The sequence below is a fragment of the Pseudomonas sp. Irchel s3f10 genome (assembly GCF_900187515.1).
Lineage (GTDB): Bacteria > Pseudomonadota > Gammaproteobacteria > Pseudomonadales > Pseudomonadaceae > Aquipseudomonas > Aquipseudomonas tensinigenes.
Genome location: NZ_FYDZ01000001.1, coordinates 1 through 17,406, shown reverse-complemented (window position 1 = coordinate 17,406; position 17,406 = coordinate 1). Strand labels below are relative to the sequence as shown.

The following is a 17,406-nucleotide window of genomic DNA, read 5'->3' as shown; positions in this document are numbered from 1 at the left end:
GGAGTTGCCGCAGTTCCTGCCTGTGCAGCAGTGCATTAACCTTTGTCAGCCTTGCCGGCCGCAGCGGCGAATTTCGCCAGGCGCACGTCGAGATGCCGAGGGCGCCGCCCGTTATCCTCGGCGCGCTCCTTGCGGCGGATCGCATTGCGCACCACCAACGAGCCGAGGTAACGGATCGGCTCCGGCGGGAAATAACCCAGCGGCCCGTTGACCAGCGGCGAGCGCGTCCACGGGTTGTCCAGGCCTTGCACCAGTGACGCGAGAATCTGCCCGCCCATATGACACGGGCCGACGCCGCTGCCCGAATAACCGAAACCGTAAAACACATTGCCGGCGCTGCTCATCTGGCCGAAGAACGGCAAACCGGTGACCGAGCGATCCGACGGGCCGTTCCAGGTGGCATCTACTTTTACATCGGCAAACGCCGGGAAGAAGTCGGCGAGGCTGTTTTTCAGCAGGCTGGCATACGGCGATGGCTGATCGAACACCGGCAGCATGCGCCCGCCAAACGCGAAGGTGTTGCCGCCCTTGCCGAGCATGATCCGGCCGTCGGGGGTGTTGTGGTAGTAGTGCACGAAAATCCGCGAATCGAGCACCGTCACGCCGCTGGTCAAACCGATCTCCTGCAACAGATCCGGGCGCGGTTCGGTGATCAACATGTCGCTGGAGACAATCGCCACGCTGCGCTCGAATTGCGGGAAAGCACGGGCCATCCACGCATTCATCGCCAGCACCACGCGATCGGCAACGATGCTGCCAGTCGGCGTTTGCAGGCGTGCGGGACGCCCTTCTTCCAGCCCGCTCATTGCCGTGTTTTCGTGAATCTTCACACCCAACTGCAATGCCACCCGACGCAAGCCACGCACCAGTTTGCCCGGCTGCACACTGGCCGCTGCCGGCGAGAACCAGCCTTCCAGATGCTTGCTCGAACCGGCCATGCGCTGCACATCGGCGAGCGGACGCTGGGAGAACGAGTTGATGCCATTGCGTTCCAGTGCGGCGATCACCGCGTCGGTCGAGCCGACCTGCGCGCGGTTGGTCGCGGTGTACAGCGTGCCGTCGAGACGGTAATCGGCATCGACGCCGTACTGCTCACAGAACTCGCCGATCGCGTGGATACTGCGTTCCGATTCCTTGACCAGACGCACCGCTTCCTCGACGCCAAACAGGCGCTCAAGGGTGAAATATTTCGCCGACCACGACAACGCACATCCGCCATTACGGCCACTGGCGCCGGCGCCGCAGATGTCCGCTTCGATCAGCAACACATCGAGTTCAGGGTTCTGTTGCTTGAGCATGATTGCTGTCCACAACCCGGTGTAGCCGCCGCCGACAATGCACACATCGGTGCGTACTTCGCCCTGCAACGGCGGGCAGGTTTCAGAGGTCTCGGCCTGCAAGGCCTGCTCCAGCCAAAACGGTCTCATGGGTTTTCTCCAAGTCAGATGGCCACAACCCAGCCTGCCGCGAGCACCGCAGCAGGCCGCGAGGCAAGGGTTTCAGGAACGCAGGGGTTTGATCGTCAGCGGGCAATTGGGGATTGAGGCGCGCGGTTCCATCACGCCGACCGGGCGGCTGTTCCAGTGCGGAATCAGCACCAGCGCCGAGAACAGTGCGCAACCGGCGAAGACGATAAACACCGTCACCGAGTCGAAGTAACCCGGCAGCAAACCGCCAAGTACCGCACCGACCGAGCCGCAGCCGTTGACGAAACCGGCCGCGGTGGCGCCGGCCTTGGCTTTGCCGAAGTCGATCGCGGCGGCACCGCTGATCATCGAGTCCGGCCCGTACAAGGTCAGGCCCATGACGAACAGCAGCGCGACCACCAGCAACACACTGCCGCTCTGCAACGCAGCCATGAACAGCGCCAGCGTCACGGTCAGCGCCAGCAGGCTCAACACGCAGGCCGGCATGCGCCGGGCGCCGAACAGTTTGTCCGAGGCCAGCCCGATCAGGATCGGCCCGAGCAACCCGGCCAGTTCAAACGAAGTGGGAATGATCGCCGCGCCGACCTTGCCGACACTGGGCATCTGTTCAAAGACAATCACCGGGCCCCACAACAGAATCGCGTAACGCGCCGGTTTCAACATGAAATACGCCAGGCCCAGCACCAGCACCGTGCGGTTACGCAGGATTTCCTTTAACGGCTCCCAGACACTGAGTTTGCTGTTGGCCTCGGTTTCTTCCGCCGTCAGTTCAGGTTCCGGCTCGACCGCCGGCAAGCCGACGTCTTCCGGTTTATTGCGCTGGAAGATAAAGAACAACACCGCCACGACGGCGACCACCACCGCACTGGAAATGAACGCCGCGTGCCAGGTGCCCATCAAGGTGTACGCCCACCAGCCGGCGAACGGCGACGCCACCAGACCACCAAAGGCGTAGCAGGAACTCCATAACCCGAGCACTCGCCCGCGTTGTTGGGAGGGGAAAAAACTACCGAGGTTTTTGCACAATCCCGACCATCCGGTGGACTGCGCCAAGCCCTGAATCAACATACAAGTAGCGAAGATCGGCAACGTGGCGTAACTGCCCATCACCAGCGCCGCTGCCGCGGAAATCAGCAGACCACCAAGCACCACGACCCGAGGACCAAAGCGGTCGGCGAGCATGCCCCAGGTGAACTGGCCGAGGGCATAAGCCGCCAGATAAATCGCATCGAGGTTGGCCATGGCCATCTTGTCGAGCATGAAGGTCGGGTCTTCGGCGATGCCGAGTTTGGCCACCGAAAACGCTTTGCGGGTGAAGTAGAAAGCGGCGTAAGCAAGCCAGGTAATCGCGAAAATCTGCACGCGCCAACGCGCAATGGTGCCGATGTGCTTGTTCATAGTGGTTCTGACCTCAGGGTGTGAGTGTGCCGGCAGAATCGTTAAGCAAAACGCCTGTGTTTTTATTGTTGAGCACTGCGATATCACCCCGTCCCTACGGCGATATCGGTCAGATGAGTCCTGCTGTTGCACGCACAGGCTCATGGCCAACGTGCTGCCCGAGCGGACAGTCAGCGATGGCGTGAGCCGATCAAAGCAATTACTGTTTAATAAATAAAATCGATTTATCGTATTTCACACATAAGCTCAGCTTGTTACTGACTAAACGATCAGGTGACTGCATGTCGGTGTCCCACGCCCAACTCAAAGCCTTCCACGCCGTGGCCGTGCATGGAAGCTTCACCAAAGCCGCCGGGCGCCTTTTTCTCACGCAACCGGCGATATCCGACCAAGTGCGCAAACTCGAAGAGCGTTTCGGCGTGTTGCTGTTTCACCGCAATAAACGTTCCGTACGCCTGACCGACTTGGGCGAGCGCTTGCTGGCGATCACCCAGCGCCTGTTTGTGATTGAAGCCGAAGCACAGGAACTGTTGCAGGAATCCCAGGCCTTGCAGACCGGCAGCCTGATTCTGGCAGTGGATGCGCCGGTCCACGTGCTGCCGCAGATCGCGCGCTTCTGTGAGCGCTATCCGGGAATCAGCGTGAAGATCGAGACCGGCAACACCGATGAATCGTTATTTCGCCTGTTCAACTATCAGGCCGACCTGGCGTTGCTCGGGCGGGATGTCAGTGATGAGCGCTTGCTGTGTGTGCCGCTGCGCAATGATCCGATGGTGGCGTTCGTTTCGCGCAATCATCCGTGGGCCGAGCGTGAATCGATCTGCCTGGCAGACCTGGATGACACGCCGCTGGTGCTGCGTGAACACGGTTCAGTGACGCGGCAAACGCTGGAAGAGGAAATGGCCCGGGCGGGGTTTCGCATTCGCCCGGCGATTCAGGTGGAAGGACGGGAAGCGGCGCGTGAGGCGGTGGTGGTCGGGATTGGTGTCGGCGTGGTTTCAGCGGCGGAGTTTGGTGCGGATTCGCGGGTGTGTGCGTTGCCGATTGTCGACTGCACACGACGGCTGACAGAGACGCTGGTGTGTTTGCGTGAACAAAGCAATCGACGGGTGGTGGCGACCTTTCTCGATATGGTTCGCCAGAGTCTTGGGTGAACCGTGATGGCCCCTTCGCGAGCAGGCTCGCTCCCACATTTGGAATGCATATCCCTGTGGGAGCGAGCCTGCTCGCGAATGGAGCGCCACGGTGTATCAGACCGGCGCCAGGCCAAAGAATGCCTGAATCAAGCGCAACTCCCGGCGCCGCTCCATGCAGCCGATCATGTGCCGGTTCATTAGCCCCTCGCCGACAATCGGAATCGCCACCACCCGCGGGTCATGACTAACCTCCACCGATGACACCACGCCAACGCCCAACTCAGCCGCGACGGCTTCGGTCACCGCCTCACGGCTATCGAGCTCCAGCAACACCCGCGGATGGATCGACGCCTGCGCACAGGCCTGATCAAACGTACGCCGGGTGATCGAACTCGGCTCGCGCAGCACCATGATCACCTGATCCAGTTCCTTGAGTTTCACTTCACCGGCACGCACCGCCCATGGGTGCCCCGCCGGCACTAGCGCGCAAATCCGCGATTCGCTCAACGCCTGCAGATGCAGGCCTTTGCGCGGCTCCACTTCGGTCAACACCGCCACATCGGCGTGTTCCGACAACAACGCCGCCAAGGTTTCCTGGGCATTGCCCAAACGCAGATTCACCGTGATCCCCGGATAGCGTGCACGCAGGCTGGCCAGCATCGGCATGACCATGTGCGGCCCGTCCGCCGCCACTTCCAGCCGCCCGGTCAGCAATTGCCGGTTAGCTTCAAGCAGGGTTTGCGCCTCTTCCGCCAGGCCGAACATCGCGCGGGTAATCGCCGCGAGTTTGGTGCCCTCCTCAGTCAGTTCCACCCGTCGCGCGGTGCGCCGTAACAGGGTGATCTGGTAGTGCTCCTCCAGCGCCTTGATGTGCCCGGTGACTGCCGGCTGACTGATGAACAAGCGCGCGGCGGCGCGGGTGAAGCTGCCTTCACGGGCCACGGCATCGAAGGCGCGGAGCTGGAACAGGTTCATGGATAACTCTCACTGATGGCTAGCATAACAACAAACAATTTGATTGATGCAACGGCGAATTGCAACGTATGCCCCGTAGCTTCATCCCACAGCGCTATCCGAGGACACACGAATGAGTATCGCCGAACCCATCCTGCTCACTCCCGGCCCGTTGACCACTTCGGCCCGCACCCGCCAGGCGATGATGGTCGACTGGGGGTCATGGGATGACCGTTTCAATCAACTGACCGCCAGCCTTTGCGAACAATTGCTGGCGATCCTCAACGGCGCCGCCACTCACCACTGCGTGCCATTGCAGGGCAGCGGCACCTTCGCCGTTGAAGCGGCGATCGGCACCTTGGTGCCACGTGACGGCAAAGTGCTGGTGCTGATCAACGGCGCCTACGGCAAGCGTCTGGCGAAGATCTGCGAAGTACTCGGCCGCTCGTTCAGCACCTTCGAAACCGCTGAAGACGAACCGACCACCGCCGCTGACGTCGATCGTCTGCTGCGCGCCGACAGCGACATCACCCACGTCGCGCTGATTCACTGCGAAACCAGCACCGGCATTCTCAATCCGCTGGCGGAGATTGCCCAGGTCGTCGAACAACACGGTAAACGCCTGATTATCGATGCCATGAGTTCCTTCGGCGCACTGCCGGTGGATGCGCAACAAGTGCCGTTCGACGCGCTGATCGCCGCGTCCGGCAAATGCCTGGAAGGCGTACCGGGGATGGGGTTTGTCTTCGCTCGCAAAGAGTCTCTGGCCGCTGCCGCCGGTAATTCGCATTCGCTGGCGATGGACCTGTACGACCAGCACGCCTACATGATGAAAACCGGGCAATGGCGCTTCACCCCGCCGACCCACGTGGTCGCGGCGCTGCACGAAGCGTTGCTGCAATACAACGAAGAAGGTGGCCTGCCGGCGCGACATGCGCGTTATGCCGCCAACTGTCAGGCGTTGATGGACGAGATGGGCAAGCTCGGTTTGCGCAGCTTCCTGCCAGCGGCGATTCAGGCGCCGATCATTGCCACGTTCCATGCGCCGCAAGATCCGCGTTATCAGTTCAAGGATTTCTACGAACGGGTCAAGGCCAAGGGTTACATCCTCTATCCGGGCAAATTGACCCAGGTCGAAACCTTCCGCGTCGGCTGCATCGGCCATGTCAGCCCGGACGAAATGCGCCAGGCCGTCGCGGCGGTCGGCGAAGTGTTGCGCGAGATGGAAGTCCTCGAAGTCTAAGAACACCACCAATCCCCTGTAGGAGTGAGCCTGCTCGCGATGAGGCCGTGTCAGTCGACGAAGATGTTGAATGATCAACCGCTATCGCGAGCAGGCTCACTCCTACATTTGAATTGCATTGCCAACTCAGGAATTTGATTGCCATGAACTACGAAAACCCAACCAAGCTGCAAGCCGCGATCCTCGACTGGGCCGGTACCGTGGTCGATTTCGGCTCGTTCGCACCGACGCAGATCTTCGTCGAAGCCTTCGCCGAGTTCGACGTGCAGGTCTCCATCGAAGAAGCCCGTGGCCCGATGGGCATGGGCAAGTGGGATCACATCCGCACGCTCTGCGATCAGCCGCAAGTGGCCGAACGTTATCGCAAGGCGTTCGGCCGCACGCCGAGCGATGACGACGTCACCGCGATCTACAATCGCTTCATGCCGCTGCAGATCGAGAAGATCGCCGAACACTCGGCGCTGATTCCCGGCGCTCTGGAAACCATCGCCAACCTGCGTCAGCAAGGGATCAAGATCGGCTCTTGCTCCGGTTATCCGAAACAAGTAATGGATAAAGTCGTCGAACTGGCCGCTACCAACGGCTACGTCGCCGACCACGTGGTCGCCACCGACGAAGTGCCGAATGGTCGCCCATGGCCGGCGCAGGCGCTGGCCAACGTGATCGCGCTGGGCATTGACGATGTCGCGGCGTGCGTGAAGATCGACGATACCGTGCCGGGCATTCTCGAAGGCCGCCGCGCCGGAATGTGGACCGTGGCGCTGATCTGCTCGGGCAACGCGTTGGGTCTGGACTACGAAGGGTTCCGTGCCTTGGGCAGCGATGAACTGGCCAGCGAGCGCAAACGCATTCACGCGCTGTTCGAAGGCTCGCGCCCGCATTACATGATCGACACCATTACCGATTTGCCGGAAGTCATCGCCGACATCAACAAGCGTCTGGCCAACGGTGAAATGCCGCAATCGAGCTGATCCCTGCCGCTTGCTGCAAAGAAAAACGCCAGTGTCTGCACGACGCTGGCGTTTTTTATTGGCAAGCCCTGACTCAGAGCATTGAAAGTCCGATCAGCCTCAGGCAAATCCGCCAAAGCGGATTACAGTTAAAGCATGCCGTCGCTCAAGAACGGCAGGTTTCGACCCTGATCTGTGAGGAAACACCGTATGCCGTGGACAAGTTCCGAATCACGCTACAGCACCGTATCGGTCCTGTTGCACTGGCTGATGCTGGTCCTGTTGGTGCTGGTGTACGCCAGCATGGAGTTGCGCGGCCTGTTTCCCAAAGGCAGTGGCGGGCGCACGCTGATCCGCGAAGTGCACTACATGCTCGGCCTGACCGTGTTTGTGCTGGTGTGGTTTCGCCTGCTCGCACGCAGCATCGGCCCGGCACCGAAAATTTTCCCCGCCTCGCCGCAATGGCAAACCGTGCTGGCGCGGCTGATGCACTGGGCGCTGTACCTGTTCATGATCAGCATGCCGATTCTGGGCTGGCTGATTACCAGCGCCGAAGGGCATCAGGTGATGTTCTATGGTTTTGATCTGCCGCTGCTGGTCGCGGAGAACAAGGATTTCGCCAAACAGGTTGAGGGCTGGCATGTACTGATCGCCACTGTGGGTTACTGGCTGATCGGGCTGCATGCGCTGGCGGGGCTCTATCACCATTACGTGGTCGGTGATAACACGCTGCTGCGGATGATGCCCAAGCGCGGTTGATCGTCAGGGGCTGGCGATAAAACCGCGCCGGCCCTGCAAGCCACCGGTGTGAATGAAGATCAGCCGCGTGCCGGTTGTGAACTTGCCTGCCTCGACCTTCTGCTTGAGCGCCAGCAATGCTTTGCCTGTGTACAACGGCTCCAAAGGAACGCCGCTGGCTTGCTCGGTTTGTTCGATGAACTCCAGCAACACCGGATCAACCTTGGCAAAACCGCCACGGCTGGCGTCGATCAGTTCATAGCCGGCAGTGGCCAGTCCGGCTGACTGCATAATCGACTCGACCTGCGGCGCCACGCCGTGATCTTCAGGCACTGCGAGCGCGCCATAGACCGGATGCGCGCCGGCCTCGGCGAGGACCAGCCCGGCGAGTGTCGTCCCGGTGCCGCAAGCCAGCCACCATCCGTGGTAATCGCTCCAGCCGAGCGTGGCCAATTGCGCTTGCGCCTGTTTCTTGATCGCGGCACAACCGAGCGCCCCCGATAAACCGCCACCGCCCTCGGGCACCGCATACAACTGCGGATACTGCGCGAGCCAAGGCTCCCAGAAGCCTGGCTCGTTTCGTGCGCGATAGCCACCGTAACCCAACCAATGCAGTCGCATGCCGAACGCCTGCAAATCCTGCACTGTCGGCGTTTCCTGTGCATGCCCGCGCAACAGCCCCACGGTTTTGAACCCCAACCGTTTCCCCGCCGCCGCCAACGCGTGCAGATGATTGGAATGCGCACCACCGAGGCTGATGATGCCTTCGGCACCCAAGCGGTCAGCGGCTTTCAGGTGTTCGACGAGTTTGAACCATTTGTTGCCGCTGATCAGCGGGTCGATCTGGTCTAGGCGCAGGATCGCGACTTCAATACCGGCGGTTTTCAGCCAGTCGAGGTGAAGGTGTTCGAGAGGGGCTTGGGGTAACCAATCGGAGGGAGGCAAAAGCATGGGCGGCGATTCGATCTGGACAGAGCTCGCATTCTAGTCGCTCACAAGCCGCCATCGCGAGCAGGCTCACTCCTACATTTGTTCGATGGTGTTCACTGCATCTGTGAACAACACAAACCCTGTGGGAGCGAGCCTGCTCGCGAAGGCGTCGTGTCAGTCGACAGGTGTATTGGCTGACACTCCGCTTTCGCGAGCAGGCTCGCTCCCACAGGTCAAGCGGCGGAGCTTAAAGTTCAGCGGCGAGGCGCGAGCCCTGGTTGATCGCACGCTTGGCATCCAGCTCGGCCGCGACATCGGCACCACCGATAAGGTGCACATTCTGCCCCGCTTCCACCAAACCATCATGCAGTTCACGCAGCGGATCCTGCCCCGCGCAGATCACAATGTTGTCCACCGCCAGTACTTGCGGCTCGCCGGTTTCGCCGATGCGGATGTGCAGGCCTTGGTCGTCGATGCTCAGGTATTCAACGCTGTTGAGCATTTGTACCTGCTTGTTCTTCAGACCGGTACGGTGAATCCAGCCGGTGGTTTTGCCCAAGCCATCGCCAACCTTGGTTTTCTTGCGCTGCAACAGGAACACTTCGCGGGCCGGTGCATGCGGTGCGGCTTTGATCCCGGCAACGCCACCGCGTGCTTCCAGTTGCGTATCGATGCCCCACTCTTTCCAGAACGCGGCGCGATCCTGACTGGTCGCTACGCCTTGGTGAACGAGGAATTCCGAGACGTCAAAACCGATACCACCGGCGCCAATCACGGCCACGCGTTTGCCAACCGGTTTGCGCTCAAGGATCACGTCGATGTAGCTCAACACCTTGGCGTTTTCTACGCCCGGAATCGCCGGCAGACGCGGCGCAATACCGGTGGCGAGGATGATTTCGTCGTAACCGCCTTCAACCAGTTTCGCCACGTCGACGCGGGTATTCAGGCACACCTCGACGTTTGTGGTCTGCAGCTTGCGTTTGAAGTAACGCAGGGTTTCAAAGAACTCTTCCTTGCCCGGCACGCGCTTGGCGATGTTGAACTGGCCGCCAATTTCACTGGCCGAATCGAACAACGTCACCTGATGGCCACGCTCGGCGGCCACGGTCGCAGCGGACAACCCGGCAGGACCGGCGCCGACCACGGCGATTTTCTTGATCTGCTGCACGGGCAGGTAGTTCAGTTCGGTCTCGTGGCAGGCACGCGGGTTGACCAGGCAACTGGTCAGCTTGCCGCCGAAGGTGTGATCGAGGCACGCCTGGTTGCAGCCGATGCAGGTGTTGATTTCGTCGGCGCGGCCTTCGGCGGCCTTGTTGACGAAGTCCGGATCCGCGAGGAACGGCCGCGCCATCGAGACCATGTCGGCATCACCTTCGGCGAGAATCTGCTCGGCGATTTCCGGGGTATTGATGCGGTTAGTAGTGATCAACGGGATCTTCACCGAGCCACGCAGCTTGGCCGTGACCTTGCTGAACGCCGCGCGCGGCACTTTGGTGGCGATGGTCGGGATCCGCGCTTCGTGCCAGCCAATGCCAGTGTTGATGATGGTCGCGCCGGCCTGCTCGATGGCTTTGGCCAGGGTGACGATCTCGTCCCAGGTGCTGCCGCCCTCGACCAGATCGAGCATCGACAAACGGAAAATGATGATGAAGTTCGGGCCGACCGCTTCGCGGACACGGCGAACGATTTCCACCGGCAGGCGCATGCGGTTTTCGTAGCTGCCACCCCAGCGGTCGGTGCGGTGGTTGGTGTGCGCGGCAAGGAACTGGTTAATGAAATAACCTTCCGAACCCATGATCTCGACGCCGTCGTACTCTGCGGTCTGCGCCAGCACCGAGCAGGTGACGAAATCGCTGATCTGCTTCTCGATGCCTTCTTCGTCCAGCTCTTTAGGCTTGAACGGGTTGATCGGCGCCTGAACCGCACTCGGCGCGACTTGTTTCGGGCTGTAGGCATAACGCCCGGCGTGGAGGATCTGCATGCAGATCTTGCCACCCGCCTCGTGCACCGCGCGGGTAACGATGCGGTGCTTGAGCGCTTCTTCTTCGGTGGTCAGCTTGGCCGCGCCGGAATACACGCCGCCCTCGTCGTTCGGACCGATACCGCCGGTGACCATCAGGCCAACACCGCCGCGCGCACGCTCAGCGAAGTACGCCGCCATGCGCTCGAAACCGCCCGGTTTTTCTTCCAGGCCGGTGTGCATCGAACCCATCAGGGTGCGGTTGCGCAGCGTGGTGAATCCCAGGTCCAGCGGGGCCAACAGGTGCGGGTAATGAGCGGCGGTCATCGGTAACTCCACAACGAGCAATCACGGAAAAGTTGCGGGGGCTCTGCGGCTCCCGTCAGTCATGTTCGACAGACTAAGAGTCGCATCGCTGTCACTCAATGACCGTAACTGACAACTTATTGATCCAAATGCGCAGCGCCCCTTGGCAACCAGGCCCATGCGCCCTACCCTAGTCGCCATACCCTGTACCCGGTAGTTGTTGGTTTACATGCGCAAACTTTTGTATCTGTTCTTTTCCATGGCCATTGTCGCCGCTCTGACCACCTACGCCATGTGGGCGGCGGATCGGCCGACGGGACATTACTTGTCGGACCTGCGTATCAAGCTGGCGGTCAACCAGGGCACGCCCGCCGACCGTGGCAATCTGCTCGGCATCCAGCCCGAATTGTTTCCCACGGACTACCAGAGCCCCGAGCGCCTGCGTCGCAAACTGGCGGCCTACCTGCAGCAAGCGCAGGATCAAGGGTTGTTGAATGACAAAACCGTGGTGGTGTTGCCGGAGAACGTCGGCACCTGGCTGCTGCTCAGCGGCGAGAAAGACGAGTTGTATCAGGCCCCGACCCTCGCCGAAGCAATGAACTGGCTGGCGGCGAGCAATCCGTTATTGTTTGCCCGCGCCTGGCTCAGCGCCAACGGCAAAGACCGTCTCAACGATGCGTACCTGCGCATGAAATCCAAGGCCATGGCCAAGGACTATCAGGCGCTGTTCGGTGGTCTGGCCAAGGAGTTTCATGTGACGCTGGTGGCCGGCTCGATCGTGCTGCCAGAACCGAGCATCCGCGACGGCCAGCTCAAACCCGGCAGCGGCGCGTTGTTCAATAGCAGTGTGGTGTTCAGTCGTGATGGCGTGCCGCTTGGCCAGCCGCAACGGCAGATGCACCCGGTGTTCGATCAGCGAGAAGTGATCGAAGGCGCAGACAAACACTTGCTCAATGTCGTCGATACTCCGGCCGGACGCCTCGGCGTGCTGATTGGCAGCGACAGCTGGTATCCGGATAACTACCGCAAACTCGACGAGCAAGGCGCGCAATTGGTCGCGGTGCCCGCGCAAGTACTCGGTCATCGTGCCTGGAACCTGCCTTGGCGCGGCTACAAGAGTTCCAACACCCCGAGCTCGGTCAGCCTCAAACCCGGCGAACTCACCGAAGGCCAGGCCTGGCATCGCCTGACCCTTACTGCACAACCGCCGAGCAGTCGAGCGATTGCCGGCATGAGCGTTTTCCTGCGTGGGCAGTTCTGGGACAAGGCCAGTTCCGGCCAGAGTTTCCTCAGCAGCAACGGTCAGCAGTTTGCCGATGGCGAGGCCCGTGGCGCGCGCTTGCTGAACCTCTGGTTGTAAACCATGAAGCCGCTGCCGATGCGCCTTGGGGATCTGTCGGTGGGCTTCGTGCACAGCCTCGCCGATGCCGTGCGCAGTCATGCAGCCGATCCACAGCCGTTGCTCGAGCAATATGGTCTGGACGCCGCGCGACTGGCCGAGGCCGGTGCGCGTTTGTCGATTCCGCGCTATATGCGCCTGGGCCACGCGGCGATTCAGTTGACCGGCGATTCGGCGCTGGGCCTGCGCATGGGCCAGCTCAGTCGCCTGAGTCAGGCCGGGCTGGCCGGCGTCACCGCCGCACAAGCGCCGACCGTGCGTGAGGCCGCGCGCTGCCTGATCCGTTTCGAGGCGTTGTACGGCTCCAACTATCGCGGCCAGTCCAGCTTCCACGAAGATGCCCATGGCGCGTGGCTGCGTTTCTATTCGATCAGCCCGTACAACGCCTATAACCGTTTTGTCGTGGACTCGATCATCGCCGGGTGGCTGCATCAGCTCTCCAGCGTCAGCCGTGAACCGCTGCGCGCTGAACGTATCGAAATCGAATTCGAAGAACCGGATTACCGCGATGCCTATAGCGTGTTGGGCGATTGCCCGATCCAGTTCGGTGCAGAGCGTAATCAACTGCGCCTGAGCCTCGACAGCCTCGCACAGCGTAATCCCGAGCATTGCCCGAGTACCTGGCGGCATCTGCTGCAACTGTGTGAACGGGAACTGGAGCAATTGACCCGAACCCGCAGCCTGCGCGAACGCATCACTCAGCTACTGGGGCCTTTGCTCAATGGTGGCCGGGAACCCGACCTGGAAGAAGTGGCGGCACGCCTGAAGCTGCCGACCTGGACCTTGCGACGCAAACTGGCCGAGGAAGGTACGCAGTTTCGCGCGATCCTCAACGACACGCGCCGGGATCTGGCGATGACGTATATCCGCGATACTGAACTGGCCTTCGGAGAAATCGCTTATCTGCTGGGGTTTGCCTCAGCCGAAGCGTTCCAGCGAGCCTTCAAACGCTGGAGCGGTCAGACGCCGGGGGAATTCCGCCGCAGTCACCGCAAAACGGCATAAAAGCAGCTGCGAGTTACCAGCTTCAAGCTTCAAGCTTCAAGCTTCAAGCTTCAAGCTGCGAGTTAAAGCTCGGTGGCGTCTTCGGCGGGCTCGGGTTGATCCAGTTCAAAGGCCTGGTACTCAAGCAGCTCTTCTTGATATTCATCCATCGCGTAATCCCCCTGCTGCTCTCTTGAATGGGCCTGAGCAAATGCACAGTGCCTCGAGCTTAACGTGCTCGTGTGAAGGAAAAGTGAAACCCGGCCTTCATGAATAAAACGTAGCAGGTGGTCAGGAATTTATCGCGGGAATTTTGTCAGGGGAATGTAACGAGATTTTAAGTGCATCAGAAACCACTGTGGGAGCGAGCCTGCTCGCGAAGGCGTCGGACCCTTCAGCACATAGGTGACTGAAAGTCCGTCTTCGCGAGCAGGCTCGCTCCCACAGGGATTTGCGGTGAGGCTGGTTTATTGGCCGGACGCTGGCATCGCCGGGATCGGCTCGGAGGGCGGCGGGATATCCGGGTTGGCCGGTGGCGTGATGGTTTCGGTCGCCGGTGCAGGTTCTGCGCTCGGGGCCGGAGTGATCGGCGGCGCCTCTGCCGGTGGCGCAACAGGTTCCGACGTCACGGGCGCGACCTCAGCAGGCGCCGGAGCCGGCTCGGCAGCAGGTGCAGGCGTTGCGGCGGGCGCAGGTGCTGGCGTCGGTGTTGGCGCCAGCGCTGCCGGAGCCGCCTTCACCTCAGGCACACCCAGATCAGCCTTCGGCTTCTCTTCGATATGCGCCGCTTTCTTCGCGTCCGCCGGCAAGAACAACTCCACCAACGTGAAGAAGCGCTCATAGAACTTCTGCGAGGTCACCGTCTCGCTGGCAACCTTGACCATCGAATCGTCGGACGAGCCGATCGGCATCGACACCGAACCCAACACACCCACGCCGAGACTGGCCGAGTTGTTGGTTTTCTTCAGCGCGTAGCGATCCTGCAAGGCGTTGGCGAACATCGTCGCATGGTGCCCGGCACTGCCGTCATCGGCGCAGACCACGTTGAAGCTGATCTCCATATGGGTATCGCCGGTTTGCTGGAAACTCTTGTGGCCACTGACCAGTTTCGGGTCACTGCTGGTGATGATGTAACCCTGACTGAGCAACGCACGACGGGCCGCTTCGCAACTGACCGAATCGGTCACCGGGTAATTGCGCGAAAACGTGCCGGAGTCATCGAAGTTCTCATGCTCATACATCGGCTTGTCTTTCGAACAGCCGGCAACAGCGGTCAACAACAGCGCCAACCCGACAACACGCATGGGAGTGGAAATCAACATTGAACATCCTGAGAGAAAACAGTCCGGGGCGTATTGTGCAACAGATCACGCCCCCGCGGCGCATGGATTAGTGTCTTAAAGCAGTTACAACTCTATCGACCGTCAGTTGCGGGAAAAAGTCGCAACGCCAAGTGATCAATGAACACGCGCAATTTCGCCGTGGCGTGGCGACTCGATGGCCATAGCACCCAGAACTGCCCGGTGTGCTGCAGATGCGCGTCGAGCACCCGCTGCAAGCGGCCTTGCGCCTCGGCCTCGCGGGTCATGAAATCCGGCAGACAGGCAATGCCCATGCCGGCCAGCACGGCATGGCTCACTGCCTCGATCGACGTACTGACCAGCCGAGTCGGCAACGTCGGCTCGGCGGCGCCCTCCGCGCGAATCAACGGCCAGGCTTCCAGTTTGCCGGTGGCATGAAACGTGTGCCGAAGGCACGCATGAGTCGCCAGGTCGCCGGGCGTTTGCGGCACACCGCGTTGCTGTAAATAAGCGGGGCTGGCTACCAGCACCATGTGAAACTCGCCCAACGGTCGCGCCATCAGTCGCGAATCCCGTGGTTTACCGGTGCGGATTACGGCGTCGAAACCTTCTTCAACCACATCGACCATGCGATCGGTCAAATCCAGATCCAGTTCAATCTGCGGGTACAACGCCATGAACTCGTTCATGACCGGCATCACTAGGCCATGCACCTGTGGCAAGCTGATGCGCAACTTGCCATGGGGTTTCGCAGCCGCATCGCACAACTCGAACTCCGCCGCCTCGACTTCCGCGAGAATCTTGCGACAGCGCTCCAGAAACAGTGCGCCTTCACTGGTCAGCGTAACGCTGCGAGTGGTGCGTTGAAACAGCCGCACGCCGAGTCGCGCTTCCAGCCGCGCGATACTTTTGCCCACCGCCGACGATGAAACCCCTTGCAGTCGGCCAGCCTCAGTAAAACTGCGCGTCTCGGCGACCTGAACAAACACCGAAATACTGCCCAGGCTATCCATACCAACCTCCCATTGCTGACATCCGTATCCGATATGTTCGGAACCTTAACCCGTTTTTCGCCGATCTGCAGCGCCCTACCCTGTGCTCCTCGTCTACCTTGCACATGGATGCCAGCTCATGAACGATGCCCAACTCGGTTGCTCCGCACTTGTACAGCCTGTCGATCGCCACGAGCGATTACCTCTTGGTGCACTACTGGCGCTGGCCACTGCCGGATTCATAACGGTCATGACGGAAGCCATGCCTGCCGGCCTGTTGCCGCAGATGAGCAGCGGCCTGAACGTCTCCCAGGCGCTGATCGGGCAATTGGTCACGCTGTACGCGATCGGTTCGATACTCGCAGCAATTCCCCTGACGATCGCCACCCGCGGCTGGCGCCGCAGACCGCTGCTGCTGTCCGCCATCGCCGGCTTTGCCATCGCCAACAGCATCACCGCCCTGTCGGAGTGGTACTGGCTAACCCTGATCGCCCGCTTTATCGCCGGGGTATTTGCCGGTTTGCTTTGGGCACTACTGGCGGGATACGCGAGCCGCATGGTCGCCCCGCACCTGCAAGGCCGCGCCATTACCGTGGCCATGCTCGGCGCGCCGCTTGCGCTGTCACTGGGGATACCGGCAGGCACCCTGCTCGGCACCCTTGTCGGCTGGCGCCTGAGCTTTGCCATCATGACCGCGTTGACCGTTGTGCTAGTGGTCTGGGTGCGCTGGCAAGTACCAGACTTCGCCGGCGAACGCGTGGGAAAGCGCATGCCGCTGCGTCAGGTGTTTACCTTGCCGGGCGTGCGATCGGTATTGCTGGTCACGCTCACCTACGTCGTTGCGCACAATCTGCTGTACACCTACATCGCGCCCTTCCTGCAACCCTCCGGGCTAGATGCGAGTGTCGACCGCGTGCTGCTGGTATTCGGCCTCGCCTCGGTGCTGAGCCTATGGATCGTCGGCAGCCTGATTGACCGCTGGCTGCGCGAACTGGTGTTGATCAGTGCCGGACTGTTCCTGCTGTCCGCGATAGCACTGGGCCTGTGGCGCGACTCGCCAAGCGTGGTTTACATCGCCACCGCTGTGTGGGGACTGGCGTTTGGCGCAATGCCCTCGCTGCTGCAAACCGCCTCGGCGAAAACTGCGAAAGAGGCTGCCGACACAGCGCAATCGATGTTGGTTACGCTGTGGAATGTCGGGATTGCTGGCGGGGGGTTGGTGGGTGGTTTGTTGCTGGGGAACCTCGGTGTGGGGGTATTTCCGTGGTTTGTTGCTGGATTGTTGGTGTTGACGCTGTATGTGGCGGCAATGGCTCGGGGACATGGTTTTCCAAGAGCCGAATGAGACCGAATGCGCTGTTGGGTTGAGGTCAGACAGCTGGAAATCGGTCGATTGGCAGGCCGCTTTCGCGAGCAGGCTCGCTCCCACAATTGGATTGAGTACATCTGACAGAAGATTGGTCGCTGGCAGGCCGCCATCGCGAGCAGGCTCACTCCTACAGTGGAACTGAGTACATCAGACAGAAGATTGGTCGGCTGGCAGGCCGCCTTCGCGAACAGTCTCGCTTGTATGGTAGGACTTGAAGGGAGGAGGAGGGACAAGGCTCGATTCTGACTGTTGACGCAGTACAGACCGTGGGAGATTTCGCCCCTCCTCCTTTCACCCAAGCGCCGATAAAGAATGCATC

The 17,406-nt window shown here is 60.9% G+C and carries 14 protein-coding genes; 7 read left to right on the top strand and 7 right to left on the bottom strand.

Annotation, left to right across the window (positions count from 1 at the left end):
* Positions 1-35 precede the first annotated feature (35 nt).
* Positions 36-1,427: an FAD-dependent oxidoreductase gene (locus tag CKW17_RS00070; protein ID WP_095118173.1), complete on the bottom strand. Its 1,392-nt coding sequence runs from the start codon at positions 1,425-1,427 to the stop codon at positions 36-38.
* 72 nt (positions 1,428-1,499) lie between these two features.
* Positions 1,500-2,825, bottom strand: coding sequence for an MFS transporter (locus CKW17_RS00065; RefSeq protein WP_095118172.1), 1,326 nt, complete (start codon positions 2,823-2,825; stop codon positions 1,500-1,502).
* A gap of 281 nt (positions 2,826-3,106) precedes the next feature.
* Between CKW17_RS00065 and CKW17_RS00060 the strand changes: the two genes are divergently transcribed.
* The gene (locus tag CKW17_RS00060) at positions 3,107-3,979 is read left to right on the top strand and encodes a LysR family transcriptional regulator (protein WP_095118171.1); all 873 of its coding nucleotides are present in this window, start codon (positions 3,107-3,109) and stop codon (positions 3,977-3,979) included.
* Between the two features lie 96 nt (positions 3,980-4,075).
* On the opposite strand, the gene CKW17_RS00055 is transcribed toward CKW17_RS00060, so the two are convergent.
* The gene (locus CKW17_RS00055; RefSeq protein WP_095118170.1) at positions 4,076-4,936 is read right to left on the bottom strand and encodes a LysR substrate-binding domain-containing protein; all 861 of its coding nucleotides are present in this window, start codon (positions 4,934-4,936) and stop codon (positions 4,076-4,078) included.
* Between the two features lie 112 nt (positions 4,937-5,048).
* Between CKW17_RS00055 and CKW17_RS00050 the strand changes: the two genes are divergently transcribed.
* The 3 genes from CKW17_RS00050 (at position 5,049) to CKW17_RS00040 (ending at position 7,867) form a co-directional block, all read left to right on the top strand.
* Positions 5,049-6,158 carry a 2-aminoethylphosphonate--pyruvate transaminase gene (locus CKW17_RS00050; RefSeq protein ID WP_095118169.1) on the top strand — a complete coding sequence of 370 codons (1,110 nt, stop codon included), beginning with the start codon at positions 5,049-5,051 and terminating at the stop codon, positions 6,156-6,158.
* Between the two features lie 143 nt (positions 6,159-6,301).
* Positions 6,302-7,129: a phosphonoacetaldehyde hydrolase gene (phnX, locus tag CKW17_RS00045; protein WP_095118168.1), complete on the top strand. Its 828-nt coding sequence runs from the start codon at positions 6,302-6,304 to the stop codon at positions 7,127-7,129.
* A 189-nt stretch (positions 7,130-7,318) separates the two neighbouring features.
* Positions 7,319-7,867, top strand: a complete 549-nt coding sequence (locus CKW17_RS00040; RefSeq protein ID WP_095118167.1) for a cytochrome b — start codon at positions 7,319-7,321, stop codon at positions 7,865-7,867.
* Positions 7,868-7,870: 3 nt separating this feature from the next.
* Here the strand turns inward: CKW17_RS00040 and CKW17_RS00035 are convergent, their stop codons facing one another.
* Positions 7,871-8,797 carry a 1-aminocyclopropane-1-carboxylate deaminase/D-cysteine desulfhydrase gene (locus tag CKW17_RS00035; protein WP_095118166.1) on the bottom strand — a complete coding sequence of 309 codons (927 nt, stop codon included), beginning with the start codon at positions 8,795-8,797 and terminating at the stop codon, positions 7,871-7,873.
* Positions 8,798-9,023: 226 nt separating this feature from the next.
* Positions 9,024-11,063: an NADPH-dependent 2,4-dienoyl-CoA reductase gene (locus tag CKW17_RS00030; protein ID WP_095118165.1), complete on the bottom strand. Its 2,040-nt coding sequence runs from the start codon at positions 11,061-11,063 to the stop codon at positions 9,024-9,026.
* 208 nt (positions 11,064-11,271) lie between these two features.
* Here CKW17_RS00030 and CKW17_RS00025 point away from each other — a divergent pair, with 208 nt between their 5' ends.
* Together CKW17_RS00025 and CKW17_RS00020 are read left to right on the top strand one after the other, a co-directional pair.
* On the top strand, positions 11,272-12,402 hold the full coding sequence (locus CKW17_RS00025; RefSeq protein ID WP_095118164.1) for a carbon-nitrogen hydrolase family protein: 1,131 nt from the start codon (positions 11,272-11,274) through the stop codon (positions 12,400-12,402).
* Positions 12,403-12,405: 3 nt separating this feature from the next.
* Positions 12,406-13,446, top strand: a complete 1,041-nt coding sequence (locus CKW17_RS00020) for an AraC family transcriptional regulator (protein WP_095118163.1) — start codon at positions 12,406-12,408, stop codon at positions 13,444-13,446.
* 446 nt (positions 13,447-13,892) lie between these two features.
* Here CKW17_RS00020 and CKW17_RS00015 read toward each other — a convergent pair whose 3' ends face one another.
* Complete coding sequence (locus CKW17_RS00015; RefSeq protein WP_095118162.1) at positions 13,893-14,747, bottom strand: DUF2242 domain-containing protein; 855 nt, start codon at positions 14,745-14,747, stop codon at positions 13,893-13,895.
* A gap of 92 nt (positions 14,748-14,839) precedes the next feature.
* Complete coding sequence (locus CKW17_RS00010; RefSeq protein WP_095118161.1) at positions 14,840-15,739, bottom strand: LysR family transcriptional regulator; 900 nt, start codon at positions 15,737-15,739, stop codon at positions 14,840-14,842.
* 118 nt (positions 15,740-15,857) lie between these two features.
* On the opposite strand from CKW17_RS00010, the gene CKW17_RS00005 reads away from it, so the two are divergent.
* Positions 15,858-17,063 carry an MFS transporter gene (locus tag CKW17_RS00005; RefSeq protein WP_095118160.1) on the top strand — a complete coding sequence of 402 codons (1,206 nt, stop codon included), beginning with the start codon at positions 15,858-15,860 and terminating at the stop codon, positions 17,061-17,063.
* Positions 17,064-17,406 lie beyond the last annotated feature (343 nt).